Source organism: Corynebacterium doosanense CAU 212 = DSM 45436, assembly GCF_000767055.1.
GTDB classification, from domain to species: Bacteria; Actinomycetota; Actinomycetes; order Mycobacteriales; family Mycobacteriaceae; genus Corynebacterium; species Corynebacterium doosanense.
The window spans coordinates 81,347-98,928 of record NZ_CP006764.1; the positions used below are offsets into that span (position 1 = coordinate 81,347).

Sequence of the window (17,582 nt, forward strand, 5' to 3'; positions counted from 1 at the left end):
CTGGTTGCCGTTACTGAATAAATTTCAACCTCAGGGAGCGCACCATGTCTGACCTCACCCCGAACCACAACGCCGGCGAGCCCATCGAGCCGATCGACAACCAGGCCCTCACCGACCTGGCGCAGAAGAACATCGACAACCCGGAGGGCGGCAACAAGAAGATCCGCACCCACACCGAGGCCGACGGCTACTTCCGCAACAACACCGAGGTGCGCGGCCACGTGATCAAGGTCGGCGAGCCCAAGCCGCTGCTCGGCGACGACTCCGCCCCCAACCCCACCGAGGTCGCCCAGGCCGCACTCGCAGCCTGCATCGCCGTGGGCATCCAGGCCATCGCCCAGAACCGTGGCGTTGAGCTCACCAAGCTCGACATCGACATCGAGTCCGACATCGACGTTTCCCCGACCTGGGGCGTCGGCGACCTCGGCGAGCACAAGCGCCCGGGCGTGTCCAACGTCAACGTGAAGATCGACCTCGAGGGCGACGCCGACCGCGAGACCCTAGACCAGATCCAGAAGGACGCCGTCGAGTGGTCCCCGGTGGTCAACACCTACACCCGCCCGGCCACCCTCACGTCGGAGCTGGTCTAACCCATGGTTCTCGACTCCGCACTGAGAGAGCAGGTCGCCGAGAACGCAAAAGCCTGCGACAAGGGGGAGAAGCCCGGCCGGTACATCCTCCCCGCCCTCGGCGAGGCAGGGCTCATCGACACCGACTACGCCACCTCTGCCGACACGCTGCGCGAGCTTGCCGCTGAGGACCTCTCCGTGGGATTCACCACCTGGGCCGCGCGCATGACTTTCGAGTACCTCAAGCGCGCCGACACGGACTACTCCCGCTCCCTCGCCGAGCGCATCGCCGCCGGCACCAACCCCGGTGTCACCGCCATGGCCGGTGCCTTCAAGGAGGCCGCGGGCGTGGGCGAGCTCGACCTCACCGCCGAGAAGGACGGCGAGGGTTACGTGGTCAACGGCAAGATCGGCTGGGCCTCGAACCTCTATGACGACGCCATCGTGGTCACCGGCGCCAAGACCGCCGAAGGCGAGAAGTTCCTCTTCGCCTTCGAGGCAGGCCACGAGGGTGTCGAGTTCGGCCAGCCCTTCGGCCTGCTCGGCCTCAACGCCACCGAGTCCGCCTGGATCTCCTTCGACAACGTGCGTATCTCGGCGGAGCAGGTTCTTACCAGGGACTTCGACACCTTCATGAAGGGCGTTCGCCCCGTCTTCGTGGTCATGCAGGTCGCCGAGTGCCTCGGCGTGGCCGAAGCCTCCGCCGAGGCCGCGAGCCAGAAGCTCGACGGCATGAAGGCCACGTTCGCCGACGACGTTGAGCAGGTCAGGGCCGACATCGAGTCCGTGCGCGCGCGGCAGTCCGCCACCATCACCTCGATCACCGCGGGCGATGCCGTCGACCCGGAGTCGCTGCTGGTGCTGCGTCTCGACGCCGCCAACGCCGCCGTCAAGGCCGCCAACATCGAGGTGCGTGTCGCCGGCGGTGCGGGTTACGCCAGCTCCTCCCCGGCATCGCGCCGCTACCGCGAGGCGTCCTTCCTTCCGGTGCAGTCGCCCTCCGAGGCGCAGCTGCGTTACGAGCTCGAGCGGGTGCGCGAGGGCAAGTAGGCCCGCGTTCTCCCCGATCCGCGTTGGTCTTGTTAAGACCAACGCGGATTTTCGCATTCAGCGACCTGGGGTTTTATCCGTCGGGCCGGCCGTTGGTCTTAACAAGACCAACACCCCGCCGTGTCGCTCCCCGCCACCCATGCCGTCACCCGTTATGGTGCTGCACAGAGCACATTTTCACGGCTAGGGGAGAAGACCATCATGACCGCACCGCACGCAGTAGCCGACGCATCACCCGGGGAGATCCTCCTGGAAGAGTTCATGGCGCCGCTGGGCCTCAGTCAGAACGCACTGGGCCGGGCGCTGCGTGTCCCGCCGCGCCGCATCAACGAGATCGTCCACGGCAATCGCTCCATCACCCCGGACACCGCCCTGCGCCTCGCGCGGTACTTCGGCACCTCCGCGCAGTTCTGGCTGGGCATCCAGCAGAACTACGACCTGGCCACGAGCCAGCGCGCCCTCGGGGAGCTTCTCGACGACATTTCCCCGCACCCCGGCATCGCCGCCTGAGCCGTTTGAAAAACCGAGAGTGAGAAAGGCCGCGCCCTTTCTCACTGTTGGTTTTCCAACAGTCCGCAGGCCTACCAGCGGTAGTCGAGGAACTTGCCGTCGAGGGTGATGACCACTCGGTCGCCATCCGGATCTTCCCGGCGGTCGAAGTCGACCTTGAAGTTGATGGCCGACATGATGCCGTCCCCGAACTCCTCATGGATGAGGGCCTTCAGCGCGGGCCCGTAGACGCCCAGCGCCTCGTGGAAACGGTAGATCGTCGGGTCAGTGGCGAGCTCCTGGTCGGCAAGCCGGTAGGGCTGAAGCTGCAGCGATTCAACGACATCGTCATCGAGGTCGAGCGCCTTACCGATCGCGGAGGCGTCCTCGGCGGTCAGCGGGTGCTTGCCGAGCAGCGCGGCCGTCGTCCAGACCAGCGGTTTGTCGATGGCCTCGGCCAGTTCCGCCCAGGTCTTGCCGGCGCGAATGCGCGCCGTATCGACGATGCGTCCGGCCAGATCCTTATTCAGAGCTTCGCGGTTTCCGTCCGCCATGGTCTACCTGCTTCCCTCGGGGGTCGTGTGCGGCCCAAGCTAGCACGTTAAAGTTGGCCCGGAGATCGCCACCGAAATCACCCGAAAAACCGAGAGTGAGAAAGACCCCGCCCTTTTGCACTCGACCCGAGTTTCTTTGCTAAAGGCCGCGTTCTTTCTCACTGTTGGTTTTCCGAACCCCCGCCCCAGTAAGAGGAGCCCCCCATGACCCGCCAGGGAGTCGACCTCGACCCGCAGGGCCGCTGTGCGCACTATCGCTCCCCACGGGACATTGCCCTCAACCGCTGCGGGACGTGCGGGGACTACTTCGCCTGTCACCGCTGCCACGACGAATTAACGGATCACGTGTTCGGGCGCGTCGATAAGCGGGACCCGGAGGCGGTGGAGTGTGGGATCTGTGGACACCGCATGGGCTACAACGAGTATTCGACCGCGCCGGGCTGTGCAGGGTGTGGGCACGAGTTCAATCCGGGATGCGCGGCGCACGCGCACCTTTACTGGGCCTGACCCACGAACCTGTTCACCAGCCGCTCGTAGGCCTCGACCGTCAGGCGGAGGTCCTCGAGGTGCAGGGCCTCGTCGTGTGAGTGCAGCTCCCGGTTCGCGCTGGCCATGTCCCGTTCCCGGGCGTGCAGCGCAAAACCGTAGCCGACCCCGCCGAGGCGACGCCCGAAGCGCAGGTCGGAGCCACCGGTGGCCGAGACGGGGACGACGGCCGCGTCGGGCACGAGCTCGGCGTAGGTGTCCACGATGGCGTCCCACAGCGGGCCCTCCGCCGGGGAGACGGTGGCGGGTTCGGAGATGAGCCGCTCGATGATCACCTCGGAGGCGAGGTCGCCGAGCGCGGCGCGCAGCAGGTCGTCGATCCCGTCCTGCGTCGCACCTGGGGTCGGGCGGATGTCCATCTCCAGGTAGGCGTGTGAGGGCAGGACGTTGATGGCGCTGCCGGCATGGAGCACGGTCTGGGAGAACGTGGTGTGGGACAGGGCGTGGGCGTAGGCGGCGAGGCTGCCGAACTGGGCGTAGTCACCCGAGCCGTCGATGAGTGCGGCCTGGGTGGCGGGGTCGAAGCGGAAGGACTCGACGAATCCGGTCCACACGTCGTCGCCAAGCACCGGCGGCTCGATTGCGGCGATGCGCCGCGCGACCTCGGCGATCTTCACCACCGCGAAGTCCTTGCCGTAGGGCGTGGAGGCGTGGCCCGCGTCGCCGATGATGCTCAGCCGGCGCTGCGCCCCGCCCTTCTCGCCGACGTTGACCACGACCGCGTCGGAGCCGTCCGCGACGGGCAGGTGCGAGCCGCCCGTCTCGGAGAGGCAGTTCTTCCAGCTGAAGGCGTCGGGGCGGTTCTCCACGATCCACTTGGCACCGAAGCCGCCGCGGGCCTCCTCGTCGGCAAGGCCGGCAAAGGTCAGCGTGCCCCGGGGCCGGTCACGACGGGCGATGTCCCTGGTCACGGCGGCCATGGTCGCGGTGATGAACAGCATGTCCACCGATCCGCGGCCGTAGATCTTGCCGTCGATGATCTCCGCACCGAAGGGGTCCACGGTCCATTTGGCCGCGTCCACGGGGACGACGTCGGTGTGCCCCAGCAGCGTCAGCGGCTCGGCGGTCGGATCCGTGCCCTCGACGGTGAAGGCGATGGAGACCCGGCCCGGGTGCGGCTCGAAGCGCTCGACCTTGACGTCGGTCCCTGCGAAGAACTCCGCCAGCGTGTCCGCGTTGCGGTACTCGTGGCCGGAGTCCGGCACGAAGTCGTTGACGCAGGCGTTGCGGATCAGTGCCTGGAGCAGGGAGAGGGTGTCGTCGTAGAGCGTCATGGATCACATCGTAGGTACCGGATCCGCCAACTCCCACTCCTCAAATTGAACGCCGTTTTGTTATACTGCAGAAAACGCCAGCGAACGGAGCACCCACCATGACCGACATCCTCCAGCGCGCGCGACGCGTGCTCGACACCGGACAGCCTCTGCCGCCTGAGGAACTGCTGGAGATCCTGCACGTCCCGGACGAGCAGCTGGCGGAGCTCAGCCGCCTCGCCCACGAGGTCCGCCTGCGCTGGTGCGGCGACCTCGTCGAGGTCGAGGGCATCATCAGCCTGAAGACGGGCGGATGCGGCGAGGACTGCTCCTTCTGCTCCCAGTCGGGCCTGTTCAAAGAGTCCCCGGTGCGCGCGGTGCGCCTGAACATCGACGAGATCGTCGAGGGCGCGAAGCTCTCCCACAAGAACGGCGCCACCGAATACTGCATCGTCGCGGCGGTGCGCGGGCCCGATGATCGGCTCATCGACCAGGTCGGCGACGCCATCGTGGCCATCCAACGCGAGGTGGACATTAACATCTCCGCGTCCCTGGGCATCCTCACCCCGGAGCAGGCGGCACGCCTCAGCGATATGGGAGTCCGGCGCTACAACCACAACCTGGAGACGGCCGCGTCGCACTTTCCCCGGATCGTCTCCACCCACGCGTGGTCGGAGCGCCTCGACACCCTGCGGCTCGTGCGTGAGCAGGGCATGGAGATCTGCTCGGGAGGCATCCTCGGCATGGGGGAGTCCCTGGAGCAGCGGGTGGAGTTCGCCTGCCAGCTCGCCGGGCTTGAGCCCGCCGAAGTGCCCATCAACTTCCTCGATCCCCGCCCCGGTACCCCGCTCGCCGACGCCGAGGTGATGAGCCGCGGCGACGCCATGCGCGCGATCGCCATGTTCCGCCTGGCCATGCCCGCCACCATCCTGCGTTTCGCCGGCGGCCGGGAGCTCACGCTGGGTGACGACGGCACCGAAGCCGGTCTGCTCGGCGGGATGAACGCCATCATCGCGGGCAACTACCTCACCACGCTCGGCCGCCCCGCCGAGACCGACCTGGACATGCTTGATCGTCTGCAGCTCCCCCTGAAGGTGCTCTGACATGGATCAGCCCAGGTTCGACCCGTTCACGGGGGCCTCGCTTCTCGACGGCCCGGCCCCGCAGTGGTCGCCTTCGGCGCGCGCCGGGCTCGAGGCTCCGCGATTCTGCGGGCACTGCGGCCGCCGGATGGTGGTGCGCATCAACCCCATGGGCTGGACGGCGACGTGCTCGCGCCACGGGGAGCAGAGCTCGGCCGAGGCCGAACGCAGCCGGCAGCCCTAGGGCAGGATCCGCTTGGCCACCTTGAAGGCACCCGCGGCGAGACCGGCGAACTGCTTGCGGTCCATCCACTCCGGGCCGGTCGGCGGCATGAACCGCTGCACGGCGACGGTGCGGGCCTCGGTGAACTTCAGCAGGCCGTGGTCGCTGTGCCGGCGGCCGACGCCGGAGGTCTTCCAGCCGCCCATCGGGGCGTGCATCGAGGCCCACGCGGCCATGTAACCGTCGTTGACGTTGACCGTTCCCGCCTCGATGCGGCTCGCCAGGGCGCGGCCGGTGGAGGGGGTGGCCCAGATGGAGGCGTTGAGGCCGTAGTCGGTGTCGTTGGCTTGCTCGACGGCCTCGTCGAGGGAGTCGACGACCTGGATGTAGACGACGGGTCCGAAGACCTCCTCGCGGTAGACGCGGGCGGTCGGGGGGACGTCGGTCAGCACCGTCGGGGCGTAGAAGTTGCCGCCGAGGGACTCGCCGCCGGTGAGCACCCGCGCACCCTGGGCCTTGGCGTCCTCGACGAACTCCGAGACGGTCTCGTGGTGCTCGGCGGAGATGAGCGAGCCCATGTCCAGCGCCCAGTCGTTTCCGGGACCGACCCGCATGGCCTTGACGTTGTCCACGAATTCGCGCGTGAACTGATCGGCGACGTCGCGGTGCACGTAGATGCGCTCGATGGAGATGCACAGCTGACCGGAGTTGGAGAAACATGCCCGGATCGCGCCCCGGGCCGCGCGGGCGATGTCGGCGTCGGGGGCGACGATGAGCGGGTTCTTGCCGCCGAGTTCGGCGGAGAAGCCGATGAGGCGTTCGCCGGCGATGGCGGCGAGCTTGCGGCCGGTGGCGGTGGAGCCGGTGAACATGAGGAAGTCGCACTGCTCGGCGATGGCCTGGCCGACCTGGCTGCCCGGGCCGGGGGTGACCTGGAAGACGTCGTCGGGAAGCCCGGCCTCCGTGAGCAGCTCGGCGGCCTTCAGTGCGGTGAGCGGGGTGTTGGAGTCGGGCTTGAGCACGACGGTGTTGCCGGCCATGATCGCGGCGATCGCGTCGGAGATGGCCAGCACGAGGGGGTAGTTCCAGGGGGAGATCATGCCGACGGCACCGATCGGGGCGTGCTCGACATGGGTGGTGGTCAGGACCGGAAGGGTGGCCTTCGCGCGCTTGGGACGCAGCAGGGCGGCGGCGCGGTTGGCGTAGTGGCGGGCGGTGATGGCGTTGTCGAGGATCTCCTCGTGGGCGCTGATGCGGCTCTTGCCGGACTCCTTCTGGATGACGTCGAGAAGCTCGTCCTGACGCTCAAGCACGAGGTCGTGGTAGCGCAGGAGGATTTCCCGGCGCTCGCTGACCGGCGAGGCGGCCCACTTTTTCTGTGCGCGGCGGGAGCGGTCGAAGGCGTCGGTGACCTGGTCGGTGGTGAAAATCGGGACCTCGGAAATAATTTCTCCGGAAGCGGGTGCGGTGACTGTGATGTGTGACATAGGATCACAGCTTATGCAATCAATCTTCATTTCGGGCGGCGCCAGCGGAATTGGTAAGGCGGTGGCTCAGCGATTCCTCGACGAGGGATGGCTGGTCGGCGCATACGACATCATCCCGGCCACCTTTGACCACAAGAACCTCGTCACCGGAACGCTGGACGTCCGGGACGCCGACAACTGGGAACGCGCCCTCGCCGACTTCGCGGCGCACACCGGCGGCCACATCGACGTCGTGGACAACAACGCCGGCATCATCGTCCAGGGCCCGCTCCAGGACGAGTCGCCGGAGTCGCTCAAGCGCATCATCGACGTCAACGTCCTCGGCGTCACGCTCGGCGCCCACGCCGCGCACCGCTACCTCAAGGGTGGCGGCCACCTGCTGAGCATGTGCTCGGCGTCCGCCATCTACGGTCAGCCCGGGATCACCGCGTATTCCGCCACCAAGTTCTACGTCAAGGGCCTCACCGAGGCGCTCAACCTGGAGTGGAAGAAGGACCGCATCCGCGTGGTCGATCTCATGCCGCTCTGGGCGAAGACGCCGCTCGCGGCCAACGACGCCGCCAGCATCCGTCGCCTCGGAGTGAAGATCACCGCGGAGCAGGTCGCTGATGTGGTCTGGGACGCGGTCAACCCGTCCAACTTCTACGAGCGTGGCAAGGTCCACTACGGCGTCTCCCCGGAGGACAAGGTCCTCGGCGCCCTCGGCTCCCTCGCCCCCACCCGACTCGGCAGGCTCGTCAACCGCTTCATCGCGGGCTAACTGTACTGACCGGAGACGTTGGTCGGATCTGTGTGATCCGGTGACATGACGAAGACCTCCCGTGTGGAATGGGAAGTGCTCTAATCCAACCCAGCCACACAAGAGGTCTTCGATGTCTCATGCTAACGCAGCCCTGACCCCCCCGTCACCGTCTGAAAGTCGCCAAGCTCGTCGTCGACGACGGTCATCCCATCTCCGAGGTTGCCGCCCGGTTCCAGTGCTCCTGGCCCACCGTCAAACGCTGGGCCGAGCGCTACCGCGCCGGCGAAACCATGCAGGATCGCTCCTCCCGACCGCACACCAGCCCGAACAAGACACCCCTGCACGTGGTCAAGCGGGTGGTGTCACTTCGTCTGCGTAAACGCCTCGGGCCTGTGCAGCTGGCCGCTTTGTGCGGGATCGCCCCCTCGACCGCGCACCAGATCCTGAAACGGTGTCAACTCCATCGCCTGTCGTATACCGACCGGGCCACCGGCGAGCCGGTGCGCCGATACGAACACGACCGTCCCGGCCAACTGATCCATGTCGATGTCACCAAGTTCGGCAACATCCCTGACGGTGGTGGATGGCGATACGTCGGCAAGCGCCAGGGCGATCGCCACCGGGCTGCAACCCCGGGCAAACCCCGCAACCGCTATCACGAGCCGTTGATGGGGCACTGTTTCGTCCACACCGTCATCGATGATCACTCGAGGGTGGCTTACGCCGAGATCCACGACGACGAGAAAGCGGTCACCGCGGTCGGGGTACTGCAACGGGCCACAGCCTGGTTCGATCAGCGTGGAATCACCGTGGAGCGGGTGATCAGTGACAACGGTGCTGCCTACCGGTCGAAACTATGGCAGCAGACCTGCAGGGATGTGGGGATCACCCCGAAGTGGACCAGGCCGTACCGGCCGCAGACCAATGGCAAGATTGAGCGGTTTCATCGCACCCTGACCGACGGGTGGGCCTATGCCCGGCATTACCTGTCGGAGCAGGAACGCAGAAACACGTTGGGTCGGTGGTTGCATGATTACAATCACCACCGACCCCATTCCGCGTGCGGAGGTCAGCCACCGATCACCCGGTTAACTAACCTCCCCGGTCAGTACTGAAGTGTCCTGGGTTTAGTTCCGATCGTTTCTAGAGGAGGATTGGACCATGCCTAGGAAGTTCAGTGACGAGTTCAAGGACAAGGCGGTGCGGTTAGCCGAGGAGCTCGTTGAGCTTGAGGGGTGCTCGAAGTGGGCGGCGGCGGAGGAGATCGGCGAGAAGCTCGGCGTCTCGGCGCACACGCTCAACAACTGGTTGAAACCTGTCAAAGCGTCCCCCGACGTTCAGCGGAGCACTGGCGAGTCGGTCGACGACGAACTGAAGCGTCTGCGGCAAGAGAACAAAGAGCTGCGCAGGGCAAACGAGATCTTGAAGACCGCTTCAGCTTTTTTCGCAGCGGAACTCGACCGTCCCACCAGAAGATGATCGAATACATCGACACGTATCGCGATCGCTTCGGGGTCGAGGCCATCTGTCGCACGTTAAGGCAGACAGAATGTGGGTTTATCACCTCTCGTGGCTACCGAGCAGCGAAAACACGAGCCCCGTCGGCCAGGAGCTTGTCAGACGCGCTGCTTATCCCCGAATTGGTGAAAGTCTTCGAGGACAACTTCAGCGTGTACGGGGTACGCAAGATGTGGAAGGCCATGCAGCGCGCCGGCTGGGACATCGGTCGTGATCAGACGGCACGGTTGATGAAACTCGCCGGCATCCAAGGCCGCAGAAGGGGCCGCACTCCGATCACAACGCTTCGGGCTGATGTCCCGGATTGTCGTCCTGATCTGGTCAATCGTGACTTCACCGCGTCAGCGCCGCACCGGCTGTGGGTCGCTGACATCACCTACGTGCGTACCCTGTCGGGGTTTGCGTACACCGCGTTCATCACCGATGCGTACTCCCGCAAGATTGTCGGGGTTGCCACCAGGGCGAGCATGCGCACCGATGAGCTGCCTCTTGAGGCTTTTGAGCATGCTCTTTATCACGCAGGTGATCTCCGTGCTGAAGGACTTGTCCATCACAGCGACCGCGGCTCGCAGTACGTGTCCATTCGTTACAGTGAGGCGCTTGCTCAAGCTGGGATTGATCCGTCCGTTGGCACCGTCGGCGATTCCTACGACAACGCGTTGGCGGAAACGGTCAACGGTCTATACAAGACCGAGCTGATCTATCCCCACCGGCCGTGGGCGTCGGTTGGGGAAGTCGAGATCGCGACCCTTCGCTGGGTGTACTGGTGGAATAACCATCGCCTGCACGAGTCATTGGGATACATCACTCCACAAGAGATGGAAGACGCCTACTATCAACAATCACACGCCCACCCGTTGGGCGTTCAATAAGCGGAACGAAAACCAGGACGCTTCATACAGCTAACACCTACACTCACGACAGTGAGTACCTTCGACGACCCGGGCATCGAACTCGCGCACCAATCCGCGCTGAGATCGATAGCCCGGGTTGTCGCTGAAAAGGCCGAGCCCACTCCACCGGATCTCGCTTTGCGACGCATCGCTGACCAACTCCGTTCCGGCCCGGCCATGGTCCTCACCGGCGCCGGCGTCTCCACCGACTCCGGAATCCCGGACTACCGGGGCGAACGCGGCAAGCTGCGCAAGGGCCGGCCGATGACCTACCAGGAGTTCCTCCACGACCGCGCCGCCGCGCACCGCTACTGGGCGCGCAGCTTCGTCGGCTGGCGGGCGATGGCGCAGGCCCGGTCGAACCGCGCCCACCACGCGCTGGTGGAGCTCGAGCGCGCCGGGTGTGTCAGCGGCATAGTCACCCAGAACGTCGACGGGCTGCACGAGGCCGCCGGATCTGCGCGGGTGCTGCCACTACACGGTGACATGTCCAGCGTGGTGTGCCTGGACTGTCGATTCTCCGAGCCGCGCGCGGGGTTTGATCAGCGGCTGGCGGACACCAACCCCGGCTACCTTGAGTCCGCACGGGTCACCTTCGACATGGTCAACCCCGACGGCGACGTTGAGCTGCCGCAGGAACTGGTGGAGCGTTTTGTCATGCCGGGGTGTGCGCGCTGCGGGTCGCTGCGGTTGAAGCCGGACGTGGTGTACTTCGGGGAATCGGTGCCCGGGGGCCGTCGAGAAGCGGCTTCGGAACTGCTGGCCGAATCGACGTCGCTGCTGGTCGCGGGGTCTTCCCTCGCGGTGATGAGCGGCTACAAGTTTGTCATCGACGCGCGCCGGGCAGGCAAGCAGGTCGCCGTGATCAACGGCGGGCCGGGGCGCGCGGACGACAAGGTCGACGTGCTGTGGCGGATCGGCGTGGCCGAGGCGTTTAATGCGCTGCTGGACGAGCTGGGGCTGTAGCTATTCAGGCGTGAACAGGTCCTCGATGGGGCAGTCGAAGGCCGCCGCCAGCCGGAAGGCCACGGGCAGCGAGGGGTCGTAGCGGCCCTTTTCGATCGAGATGACGGTCTGGCGGGAGACCCCCAGCTCGTCGGCAAGACGCTGCTGCGACCAGCCCAGTCGCTTCCGGGCCTCGGGGAGGTAGTTCCTCATCTCAGGAGAACTTCCGTTTCAGCACCAGGTAACGCGCCGCCACGTCGATGAAGCCGACGGCGAATACCGCCAGCAGCGCATTCTCGGCGCTGACGGACACCCGGTCGCCGAGGATCGTCAGTGCCAGTAGTGCGAGGCCGATGGCGGCGAACGTGTCCGTGAGGGCCCCCGCGGAAGCGCGGTGCAGCCAGTCGGTCTCGATGCTGTCCTCGGGGGAGCGGGTGGCGCCGGCGATGGTGTCCCGGTCGACCATGAAGGCCCAGGCCAGCGCGCAGAGAACGGGGACGATGAACGCGGCGTAGATGAGCATCCACTCGGCGGGCAGGTCGGCGAGGGTGGCGATGAGCCAGGCGACGCCGGCGCCCAGCACGAGCCCGGTGAGCGCGGAGAGGGCGAGGAGGATGCCGGTGGATCCGCCGAAGCGGGGCCTACCGAAGCGAGAGCGGGTCATGACGGGGATCCTTTCGGAGTAGGTAAAGCAAACTTTACTGTCAGGTGAACTTGACTGTCAAGGCTGCTTTACTTATCGGCCAGCGCCACCCCGCGCAGCACCGCCATCACCAGTCTGCGCACCCGCTTGTCCCGCGGCATGTCCTCATGCAGGATGACCGCCCGCGGCTCCAGGTCCTGCACCCAGAGGTTGCGCACGTTCTCGCCCTTGAGGAAACACGTCTCCGGCGGCTGGATGACGGAGTCGGACCGGGTGGCGATGCACGTGTAACCCTCGACCTCCTCGTCAAGGTCACCGCCGTCATTCAGTGCCTCGATGAACGGCGAGCCGATGACCTGCTGAAACCCGGCCGGCCCGAACCACGACTTCACCAGGGAGTCGACGAGATCCTCCGCGAGCTTGGACTTGATCAGCGGAGAGATGACCCCGCCCATCGTGGTCCCGTGGTTCGGGGTGGCCAGGCACACGAGGTGATGCACCTTCGCCGCGCCGCCGTGGAAACGCATCCAGTAACGCACCACCAGCCCGCCCTGCGAGTGGCCGACAACGATGGCCTTCTCGGCCCCGGTCTCCTTGAGCACCGCGTCGATGTACGCGCCGACATTGTGGGCGGACTCCTGCAGCGGTCGCGTCGCGCGCTGGCCGTACCCGGGGGCGAACACGGCCCAGCCGTCTCCGCGCAGCTCATGGGCCATTTCCTGGTAGACACCCGGGGTGTCACCGGTCCCGTGGACGAGGATCACCGGCCACGGACGCCCCTCGCTCGGCCGGGCGGTCCAGTTGTCCTCGGTGTGCCCGCGCGGGCGCAGCCTGGCGATGAGCGGCAGGGACTCCGACTCGTCCTCACCCATCTCGGTGAGAGCCACGTCAACGGCATCGAGCTTCTCGACGATCTCATCAACAATCCGCTCCGGCAGCGTCGACGTTTGCACGGCATCCACGTGATCGCGAAGCGCATCGGGGACGATGAGGCTGGCCTGCTCCTTGTAGTCGTAACCCCAGACCTTGCTCAGGCGCTCGATGAGCTGGCCGCGCAGTTCTGCCAGCGGATCGCGGGCCATCTCAGGCCCCGCTCAATCGCGAATGCGGGGCAGGGCGCCACTGCCGGGCGCGGCGCTGCAGTTCCCGCTGGTGCTCGCTACCCGGGTGCTCGGCCACCCCACCGTTGCCCGGCACGAGATCCTTCTCGAAGGACAGCTCGCCGATCAGCTCCGGATCGACCGCGAGGTCGAAGTGGGGTGTGTATCCCAGGGAGAGATAGAGCCGCTTTGCGACGGGCTGTCGCGGGCCCGTCGACAGGTACACGTAGCGGTATCCCCGCTCCGCGATCTCCTCCTCGAGTGCCGCCATCACCACCCGGGACAGCCCCTCCCCGCGGTGCTCCGGGGAGGTCCACACACGTTTGACCTCGGCCGTCAGGTCGTCGAGGTACATGAAGGCACCGCCCGCGACCGTCTCCTCGCCGCGCAGGATGAGCAGCATGCCGCCGCAGGGAGGCTCAAACATCTCCGGAGGGAAGATGTCCAGCTCGTTCGGGGCGCCTTCGACCTCCTCGAAACCGTGATAGTCGGCGTAGAGCTCGTCGTAGAAGGCGCGGAGGTCGTCAACCAGCGGCCTGGCCTCGGGGGAGTCGAGGCGGGCGGGGACGATGCGGTCGGTGGATCTCACCCCCAACAAGGTACTCCGGGCCGCACTAGGGTGGCGGGCATGGAGCACAACAACCCGCTGGAACTGGTCGAATCGGCTGAGAGGGGCGTCGATAGGCTCATCGAACTCTACGAGGCCTCGTGCGAACTGGCGCGGGCGACCATCGCCAGCGGGAAATACTCCGACTACGTGCACGTGACGTACCCGAAGCTGGTCGTGGACGTGAAGCAGTGGCGCCCCATCGACCGCTCCGAGCCTTTCGGCTACGTCGACGAGGCTGGCCGCTACTCCGCCGAGATCTCCCGGCCGGCCATGATGGCGCCCTACCTGCGCGCGCAGCTCACGCGCCTGACCGGCAACTACCCCTGCGACATCTACGTCGGCCCCTCCAGCACCAAGATCCCGCCGGAGTACATCAGCGGAATCGGTGACATCTCCGAGGCCAGGCGCTCGCACGCCGTGCCCAGACCCACGCTTGACGACGTCCACGACGCCATCGTCGACGGAGACTGGGACGCCTTCCACGGCGAGGAGAAGCCGCTGCTGCACTTCGGGCCGCAGCGCTTCGACATCGCCTGCGCGCGCATCGCCCACTACACGGGCATCGACGCCGCCAGCTGCCAGCGCTACATCCTCTTCACCAACTACGCCATGCACACCACCGAGTTTGTGAAGTTCGGCCTGGCACAGCTCCGGGACCCGTCCTCCCGTTATGTCGGGCTCAGGCTGCCCGTCGGCGAGACACTCTCACGCGGCTCCGAGCAGGAGATCGAGGACCTCACGCTCGAATCGCCCTTCCAGATGCCGCGCTACGACCTCATCACCGAGGACGGCGACGGCATCACCATGATCAACATCGGCGTGGGCCCCTCCAACGCCAAGACCATCACCGACTCCCTCGCCGTGCTGCGACCGGAAGCGTGGATCATGATCGGCCACTGCGCAGGTCTCGACGGACGCATGCGCATCGGCGACCTCATCCTGGGCAACGCCTACCAGCGCTTTGACCACATCCTCGACCAGCGTGTTCCCCACACCGTGCCCATCCCGGCCGTTCCCGAGGTTCAGCGTGCGCTCGAGGCATCGGTGTCGGAGGTGTTCGGTGGCGACAAGTCCCTCATGCGCACCGGCACCGTCATCTCCACCGGCGACCGCAACTGGGAATGGCAGACCCCCCGCGAACTGTGGGGCTGGCTGCGCGGATCGACGGCCGCGGCGGTCGACATGGAATCCTGCACGCTGGCCACCAACGGCTACCGCTACCGCGTCCCCTACGGGACCCTGCTCTCCGTCTCCGACCTGCCGCTGCACGCCGTGCCCAAGCTGCCCGCCCAGGCGCAAGCCTTCTATGAGTCCTCGAAGGAGGCGCACATGATGTGCGCGGTCTCGGCGATGGAACGCCTGGCCTCCGACCCCGAGCGGCTGCGCACGCGCAAGCTCCGGCGGGCGATGGGGGAGGTGCCGTTCAGGTAGGGGGTTGCTGGCTGGCCTTGTTCGGAAAACCAACAGTGAGAAAGGTCGCCGCCTTTTGCAAACAACTCGAAGAAGAGTGCAAAAGGGCGCGTTCTTTCTCACTGTTCGTTTTCCACAGGCCAGACACTGAAAATAGGACGCTGCCCAGTTATCCACAGGGCCTCGAGCACGATCCGGCGGCACCGACCACGATGACCGCATGCGATACGTCGACCTCCGCCGCCTCAGCCGCCGAGACACTCACGTCAGAGAACAACTCCGCACCGGTCGGCTCGTCCGACTGGCCCCCGAGATCGCGGTTCCGGTCGCCGAACTCCATAATCAGAAGCCCTGGGAAAGAGCAACGACACGGGCGATCGCCTTTGCCAAAGCTGCGGACCGGGCAGCGCTCTGCTCGCTGAGCGCCGCCCGGGCGCACGGTCTCAGCGTCTCCAGCTCTAGCTCTGTCGTGGAGCTGAGTTACGTCAACCATCTTCAGGCGCCCCCGCGTAAGACCTGGCCCGAGAACGTCCGGTACCGACGCAGCCTCGTCCTGCCCGAGGAGGTTGTCGACCTCGGCGGATACCGGGCGACAACGATTCCGAGGACCGTCCTCGATGTGGCGCGCTACCACGGTGTGGAGGAGGGGGTTGTCGTCATGGACTCTGCGATCCGGGACCATGGACTTCGATTGGAGGAACTGGCGCAGCATCTCGACAACCTGGGCCGTGCCCGCGGCATTACTCAGTCGCGGACGGCTATTGGGCTGGCCACCGGGCTCGCCGAGAGCCCGCTTGAGTCGCTGGCCCGGGTGAAACTCCTCCAATGGGACAACCCGTTGGTCCGGACGGTGCAGGAACAGGTGGAGGTCGTCTTGCCTGACGGCACGCGGGTGCGCCTTGACCTTCTGATCAACCGATGGTTGGTGGGTGAGCTCGATGGAGAGTTCAAGTATGACGGAGAAACTTTTGGCAAACCTGTGGACACGGTCCTGCGGCAGGAGCGGCTCCGGGAGAATGCGATTCAGAGGCAGGGATACATTGTGGCCCGCTTCGGCTGGCTCGACCTGCAGAGTAATGGCGCTGGCCCCTGCAACTTTCTGAAGACGGTGGGGGAGCTGCTCGATCGTTATGGGCCCGATGGGCCCGGCGTTGTGGCCTAGGTCGATCGGGCCTGAGTGCGGAAAAGACAAAGTGAGAAAGGGCGCGCCCTTTTGCAAACAACTCGGCGAAGAGTGCAAAAGGGCGCGCCCTTTCTCACTGTTGGTTTTCCGAACTACGCCTCACCCCACAACCTAGGACCCGTAATGCCGGGCCACCGTCTCGTGCACGATGCGGCCGTCACGCACGTTCAGTCCCGCCGTCAGGTGCTCATCCGGATTCCCGTCCGCCAGCTGCATGAGGAACGGCAGCGTCGCGTTGGTCAGCGCGACCGTGGAGGTGCGGGGTACCGCGCCGGGCATGTTGGCGACGCAGTAGTAGATCTTGCCGTCGACCTCGAAGGTGGGGTCGTCGTGGGTGGTGGGGTGGGAGCCCTCGAAGCATCCGCCCTGGTCGATGGCGATGTCCACGAGGACGGATCCGTCGCGCATCGTCGACACCATCTCGCTGGTGACCAGCTTCGGGGCCGCTGCACCGGGGATGAGCACCGAGCCGATGACGAGGTCGGCGTCGGCGACGGTCTCGGCGATGGTGAGCTCATTGGAGGCCAGCGTCTGCACGGCGGTGCCGTACTGGGCCGAGATTTCCCGGAGCCGGTCGAGGTTGACGTCGAGCAGCCGGACCTCCGCGCCGAGTCCCGCGGCCATGCGCGCGGCGGATTCTCCCGCGACACCGCCGCCGATGATCGCGACCTTCGCGGGCGCGGTGCCGGGCACGCCGCCCATGAGGATTCCCGAGCCGCCGAGCGGGCCCATGAGGTGGTACGCGCCTACCTGCGTGGCCAGCCGACCGGCGACCTCGCTCATCGGTGCGAGCAGGGGAAAGCCCCTCGTGCCGGTGACGTTCTCGTAGGCGTACGCGGTGACGGAGGTGTCGAGCAGCGCGCGCGTGACCTCGGGCTCGGCGGCGAGATGGAGGTAACAGAAGAGGATCTGTGTGTCGATGAACCCGAACTCGCTCGGCTGCGGCTCCTTGACCTTCACCACGAGGTCGGCGTCCCAGGCTTCGGCGGCCGTCTCGACGATCGTCGCCCCCGTCTCCGCGTACTGCTCGTCGCTGAACCCGGAGGGGGTGCCGGCGTCGGCCTCCACCCGGACGGTGTGGCCGCGTTTGGCCAGTTCCAGGGCTCCGGCGGGCGTCAGCGCCACGCGGAACTCGTTGTTTTTCACTTCACGGGGGCAACCAATGATCATGGCGGGGGATCCTTTCTGTGCGGTAACTACCAGGATAACTGTTTTAGGCGCCGCTTATCGACGATCATTGCCACCGCTTCCGTCCGTCGCACCGGATGAGCGGGGGAGCGGTCCC

The 17,582-nt window shown here is 66.2% G+C and carries 19 protein-coding genes and 2 pseudogenes; 13 read left to right on the top strand and 8 right to left on the bottom strand.

All coding sequences use genetic code 11. The features are described from left to right. Positions 1-44 precede the first annotated feature (44 nt). The 3 genes from CDOO_RS00385 (at position 45) to CDOO_RS00395 (ending at position 2,129) form a co-directional block, all read left to right on the top strand. Positions 45-590 (top strand): OsmC family protein, encoded by a 546-nt coding sequence (locus CDOO_RS00385; RefSeq protein ID WP_018022308.1) that lies wholly within the window; start codon positions 45-47, stop codon positions 588-590. 3 nt (positions 591-593) lie between these two features. Next, entirely contained in the window at positions 594-1,619 is a 1,026-nt protein-coding gene (locus CDOO_RS00390) for an acyl-CoA dehydrogenase family protein (RefSeq protein WP_018022307.1), read from the top strand. Positions 1,620-1,820: 201 nt separating this feature from the next. Continuing rightward, entirely contained in the window at positions 1,821-2,129 is a 309-nt protein-coding gene (locus CDOO_RS00395) for a HigA family addiction module antitoxin (protein WP_018022306.1), read from the top strand. A gap of 71 nt (positions 2,130-2,200) precedes the next feature. Here the strand turns inward: CDOO_RS00395 and cynS are convergent, their stop codons facing one another. Continuing rightward, positions 2,201-2,662 (bottom strand): cyanase, encoded by a 462-nt coding sequence (cynS, locus tag CDOO_RS00400; protein WP_018022305.1) that lies wholly within the window; start codon positions 2,660-2,662, stop codon positions 2,201-2,203. Positions 2,663-2,866: 204 nt separating this feature from the next. On the opposite strand from cynS, the gene CDOO_RS00405 reads away from it, so the two are divergent. Continuing rightward, positions 2,867-3,169: a CHY zinc finger protein gene (locus CDOO_RS00405; RefSeq protein ID WP_020384646.1), complete on the top strand. Its 303-nt coding sequence runs from the start codon at positions 2,867-2,869 to the stop codon at positions 3,167-3,169. On the opposite strand, the gene CDOO_RS00410 is transcribed toward CDOO_RS00405, so the two are convergent. Further along, entirely contained in the window at positions 3,157-4,482 is a 1,326-nt protein-coding gene (locus CDOO_RS00410; RefSeq protein ID WP_018022304.1) for a M20/M25/M40 family metallo-hydrolase, read from the bottom strand. The two genes, CDOO_RS00405 and CDOO_RS00410, sit on opposite strands and share 13 nt — an antisense overlap. A 98-nt stretch (positions 4,483-4,580) precedes the next feature. Between CDOO_RS00410 and bioB the strand changes: the two genes are divergently transcribed. Together bioB and bsaP are read left to right on the top strand one after the other, a co-directional pair. After that, positions 4,581-5,564 (top strand): biotin synthase BioB, encoded by a 984-nt coding sequence (bioB, locus tag CDOO_RS00415; RefSeq protein WP_018022303.1) that lies wholly within the window; start codon positions 4,581-4,583, stop codon positions 5,562-5,564. A 1-nt stretch (position 5,565) separates the two neighbouring features. Then, positions 5,566-5,787, top strand: a complete 222-nt coding sequence (gene bsaP, locus CDOO_RS00420) for a biotin synthase auxiliary protein BsaP (protein ID WP_018022302.1) — start codon at positions 5,566-5,568, stop codon at positions 5,785-5,787. On the opposite strand, the gene CDOO_RS00425 is transcribed toward bsaP, so the two are convergent. Continuing rightward, the gene (locus tag CDOO_RS00425) at positions 5,784-7,253 is read right to left on the bottom strand and encodes a succinic semialdehyde dehydrogenase (protein ID WP_018022301.1); all 1,470 of its coding nucleotides are present in this window, start codon (positions 7,251-7,253) and stop codon (positions 5,784-5,786) included. The genes bsaP and CDOO_RS00425 overlap by 4 nt on opposite strands. Positions 7,254-7,266: 13 nt before the next feature. On the opposite strand from CDOO_RS00425, the gene CDOO_RS00430 reads away from it, so the two are divergent. The 5 genes and pseudogenes from CDOO_RS00430 (at position 7,267) to CDOO_RS00450 (ending at position 11,372) form a co-directional block, all read left to right on the top strand. Next, the gene (locus tag CDOO_RS00430) at positions 7,267-8,013 is read left to right on the top strand and encodes an SDR family oxidoreductase (RefSeq protein ID WP_020384645.1); all 747 of its coding nucleotides are present in this window, start codon (positions 7,267-7,269) and stop codon (positions 8,011-8,013) included. A 112-nt stretch (positions 8,014-8,125) separates the two neighbouring features. Continuing rightward, positions 8,126-9,110 (top strand): annotated as a pseudogene (locus CDOO_RS00435) (IS481 family transposase). Positions 9,111-9,156: 46 nt separating this feature from the next. Then, positions 9,157-9,351 (top strand): annotated as a pseudogene (locus CDOO_RS14220) (transposase); the annotation flags it as partial. Continuing rightward, positions 9,300-10,385: an IS3 family transposase gene (locus CDOO_RS00445; RefSeq protein ID WP_245616269.1), complete on the top strand. Its 1,086-nt coding sequence runs from the start codon at positions 9,300-9,302 to the stop codon at positions 10,383-10,385. The pseudogene CDOO_RS14220 and the gene CDOO_RS00445, both read left to right, overlap by 52 nt. 159 nt (positions 10,386-10,544) lie before the next feature. Beyond that, on the top strand, positions 10,545-11,372 hold the full coding sequence (locus CDOO_RS00450) for a Sir2 family NAD-dependent protein deacetylase (protein ID WP_018022859.1): 828 nt from the start codon (positions 10,545-10,547) through the stop codon (positions 11,370-11,372). On the opposite strand, the gene CDOO_RS00455 is transcribed toward CDOO_RS00450, so the two are convergent. From CDOO_RS00455 to CDOO_RS00470, 4 genes are all read right to left on the bottom strand, one after another. Continuing rightward, positions 11,373-11,564 (bottom strand): helix-turn-helix transcriptional regulator, encoded by a 192-nt coding sequence (locus CDOO_RS00455; RefSeq protein ID WP_018022860.1) that lies wholly within the window; start codon positions 11,562-11,564, stop codon positions 11,373-11,375. Between the two features lies 1 nt (position 11,565). Further along, positions 11,566-12,015 carry a hypothetical protein gene (locus CDOO_RS13110; protein ID WP_018022861.1) on the bottom strand — a complete coding sequence of 150 codons (450 nt, stop codon included), beginning with the start codon at positions 12,013-12,015 and terminating at the stop codon, positions 11,566-11,568. Positions 12,016-12,083: 68 nt separating this feature from the next. Next, a complete protein-coding gene (locus CDOO_RS00465; protein WP_018022862.1) occupies positions 12,084-13,076 on the bottom strand; it encodes an esterase/lipase family protein in 993 nt (330 codons plus the stop codon). 1 nt (position 13,077) lies between these two features. After that, a complete protein-coding gene (locus CDOO_RS00470) occupies positions 13,078-13,683 on the bottom strand; it encodes a GNAT family N-acetyltransferase (protein WP_018022863.1) in 606 nt (201 codons plus the stop codon). Positions 13,684-13,722: 39 nt separating this feature from the next. Here CDOO_RS00470 and amn point away from each other — a divergent pair, with 39 nt between their 5' ends. Both amn and CDOO_RS00480 read left to right on the top strand, forming a co-directional pair. Further along, positions 13,723-15,135, top strand: a complete 1,413-nt coding sequence (gene amn / locus CDOO_RS00475; protein WP_018022864.1) for an AMP nucleosidase — start codon at positions 13,723-13,725, stop codon at positions 15,133-15,135. A gap of 199 nt (positions 15,136-15,334) precedes the next feature. Further along, positions 15,335-16,276 carry a hypothetical protein gene (locus tag CDOO_RS00480; protein ID WP_018022865.1) on the top strand — a complete coding sequence of 314 codons (942 nt, stop codon included), beginning with the start codon at positions 15,335-15,337 and terminating at the stop codon, positions 16,274-16,276. A 132-nt stretch (positions 16,277-16,408) separates the two neighbouring features. Here CDOO_RS00480 and ald read toward each other — a convergent pair whose 3' ends face one another. Beyond that, positions 16,409-17,467: an alanine dehydrogenase gene (gene ald, locus CDOO_RS00485; RefSeq protein ID WP_026159485.1), complete on the bottom strand. Its 1,059-nt coding sequence runs from the start codon at positions 17,465-17,467 to the stop codon at positions 16,409-16,411. Positions 17,468-17,582 lie beyond the last annotated feature (115 nt).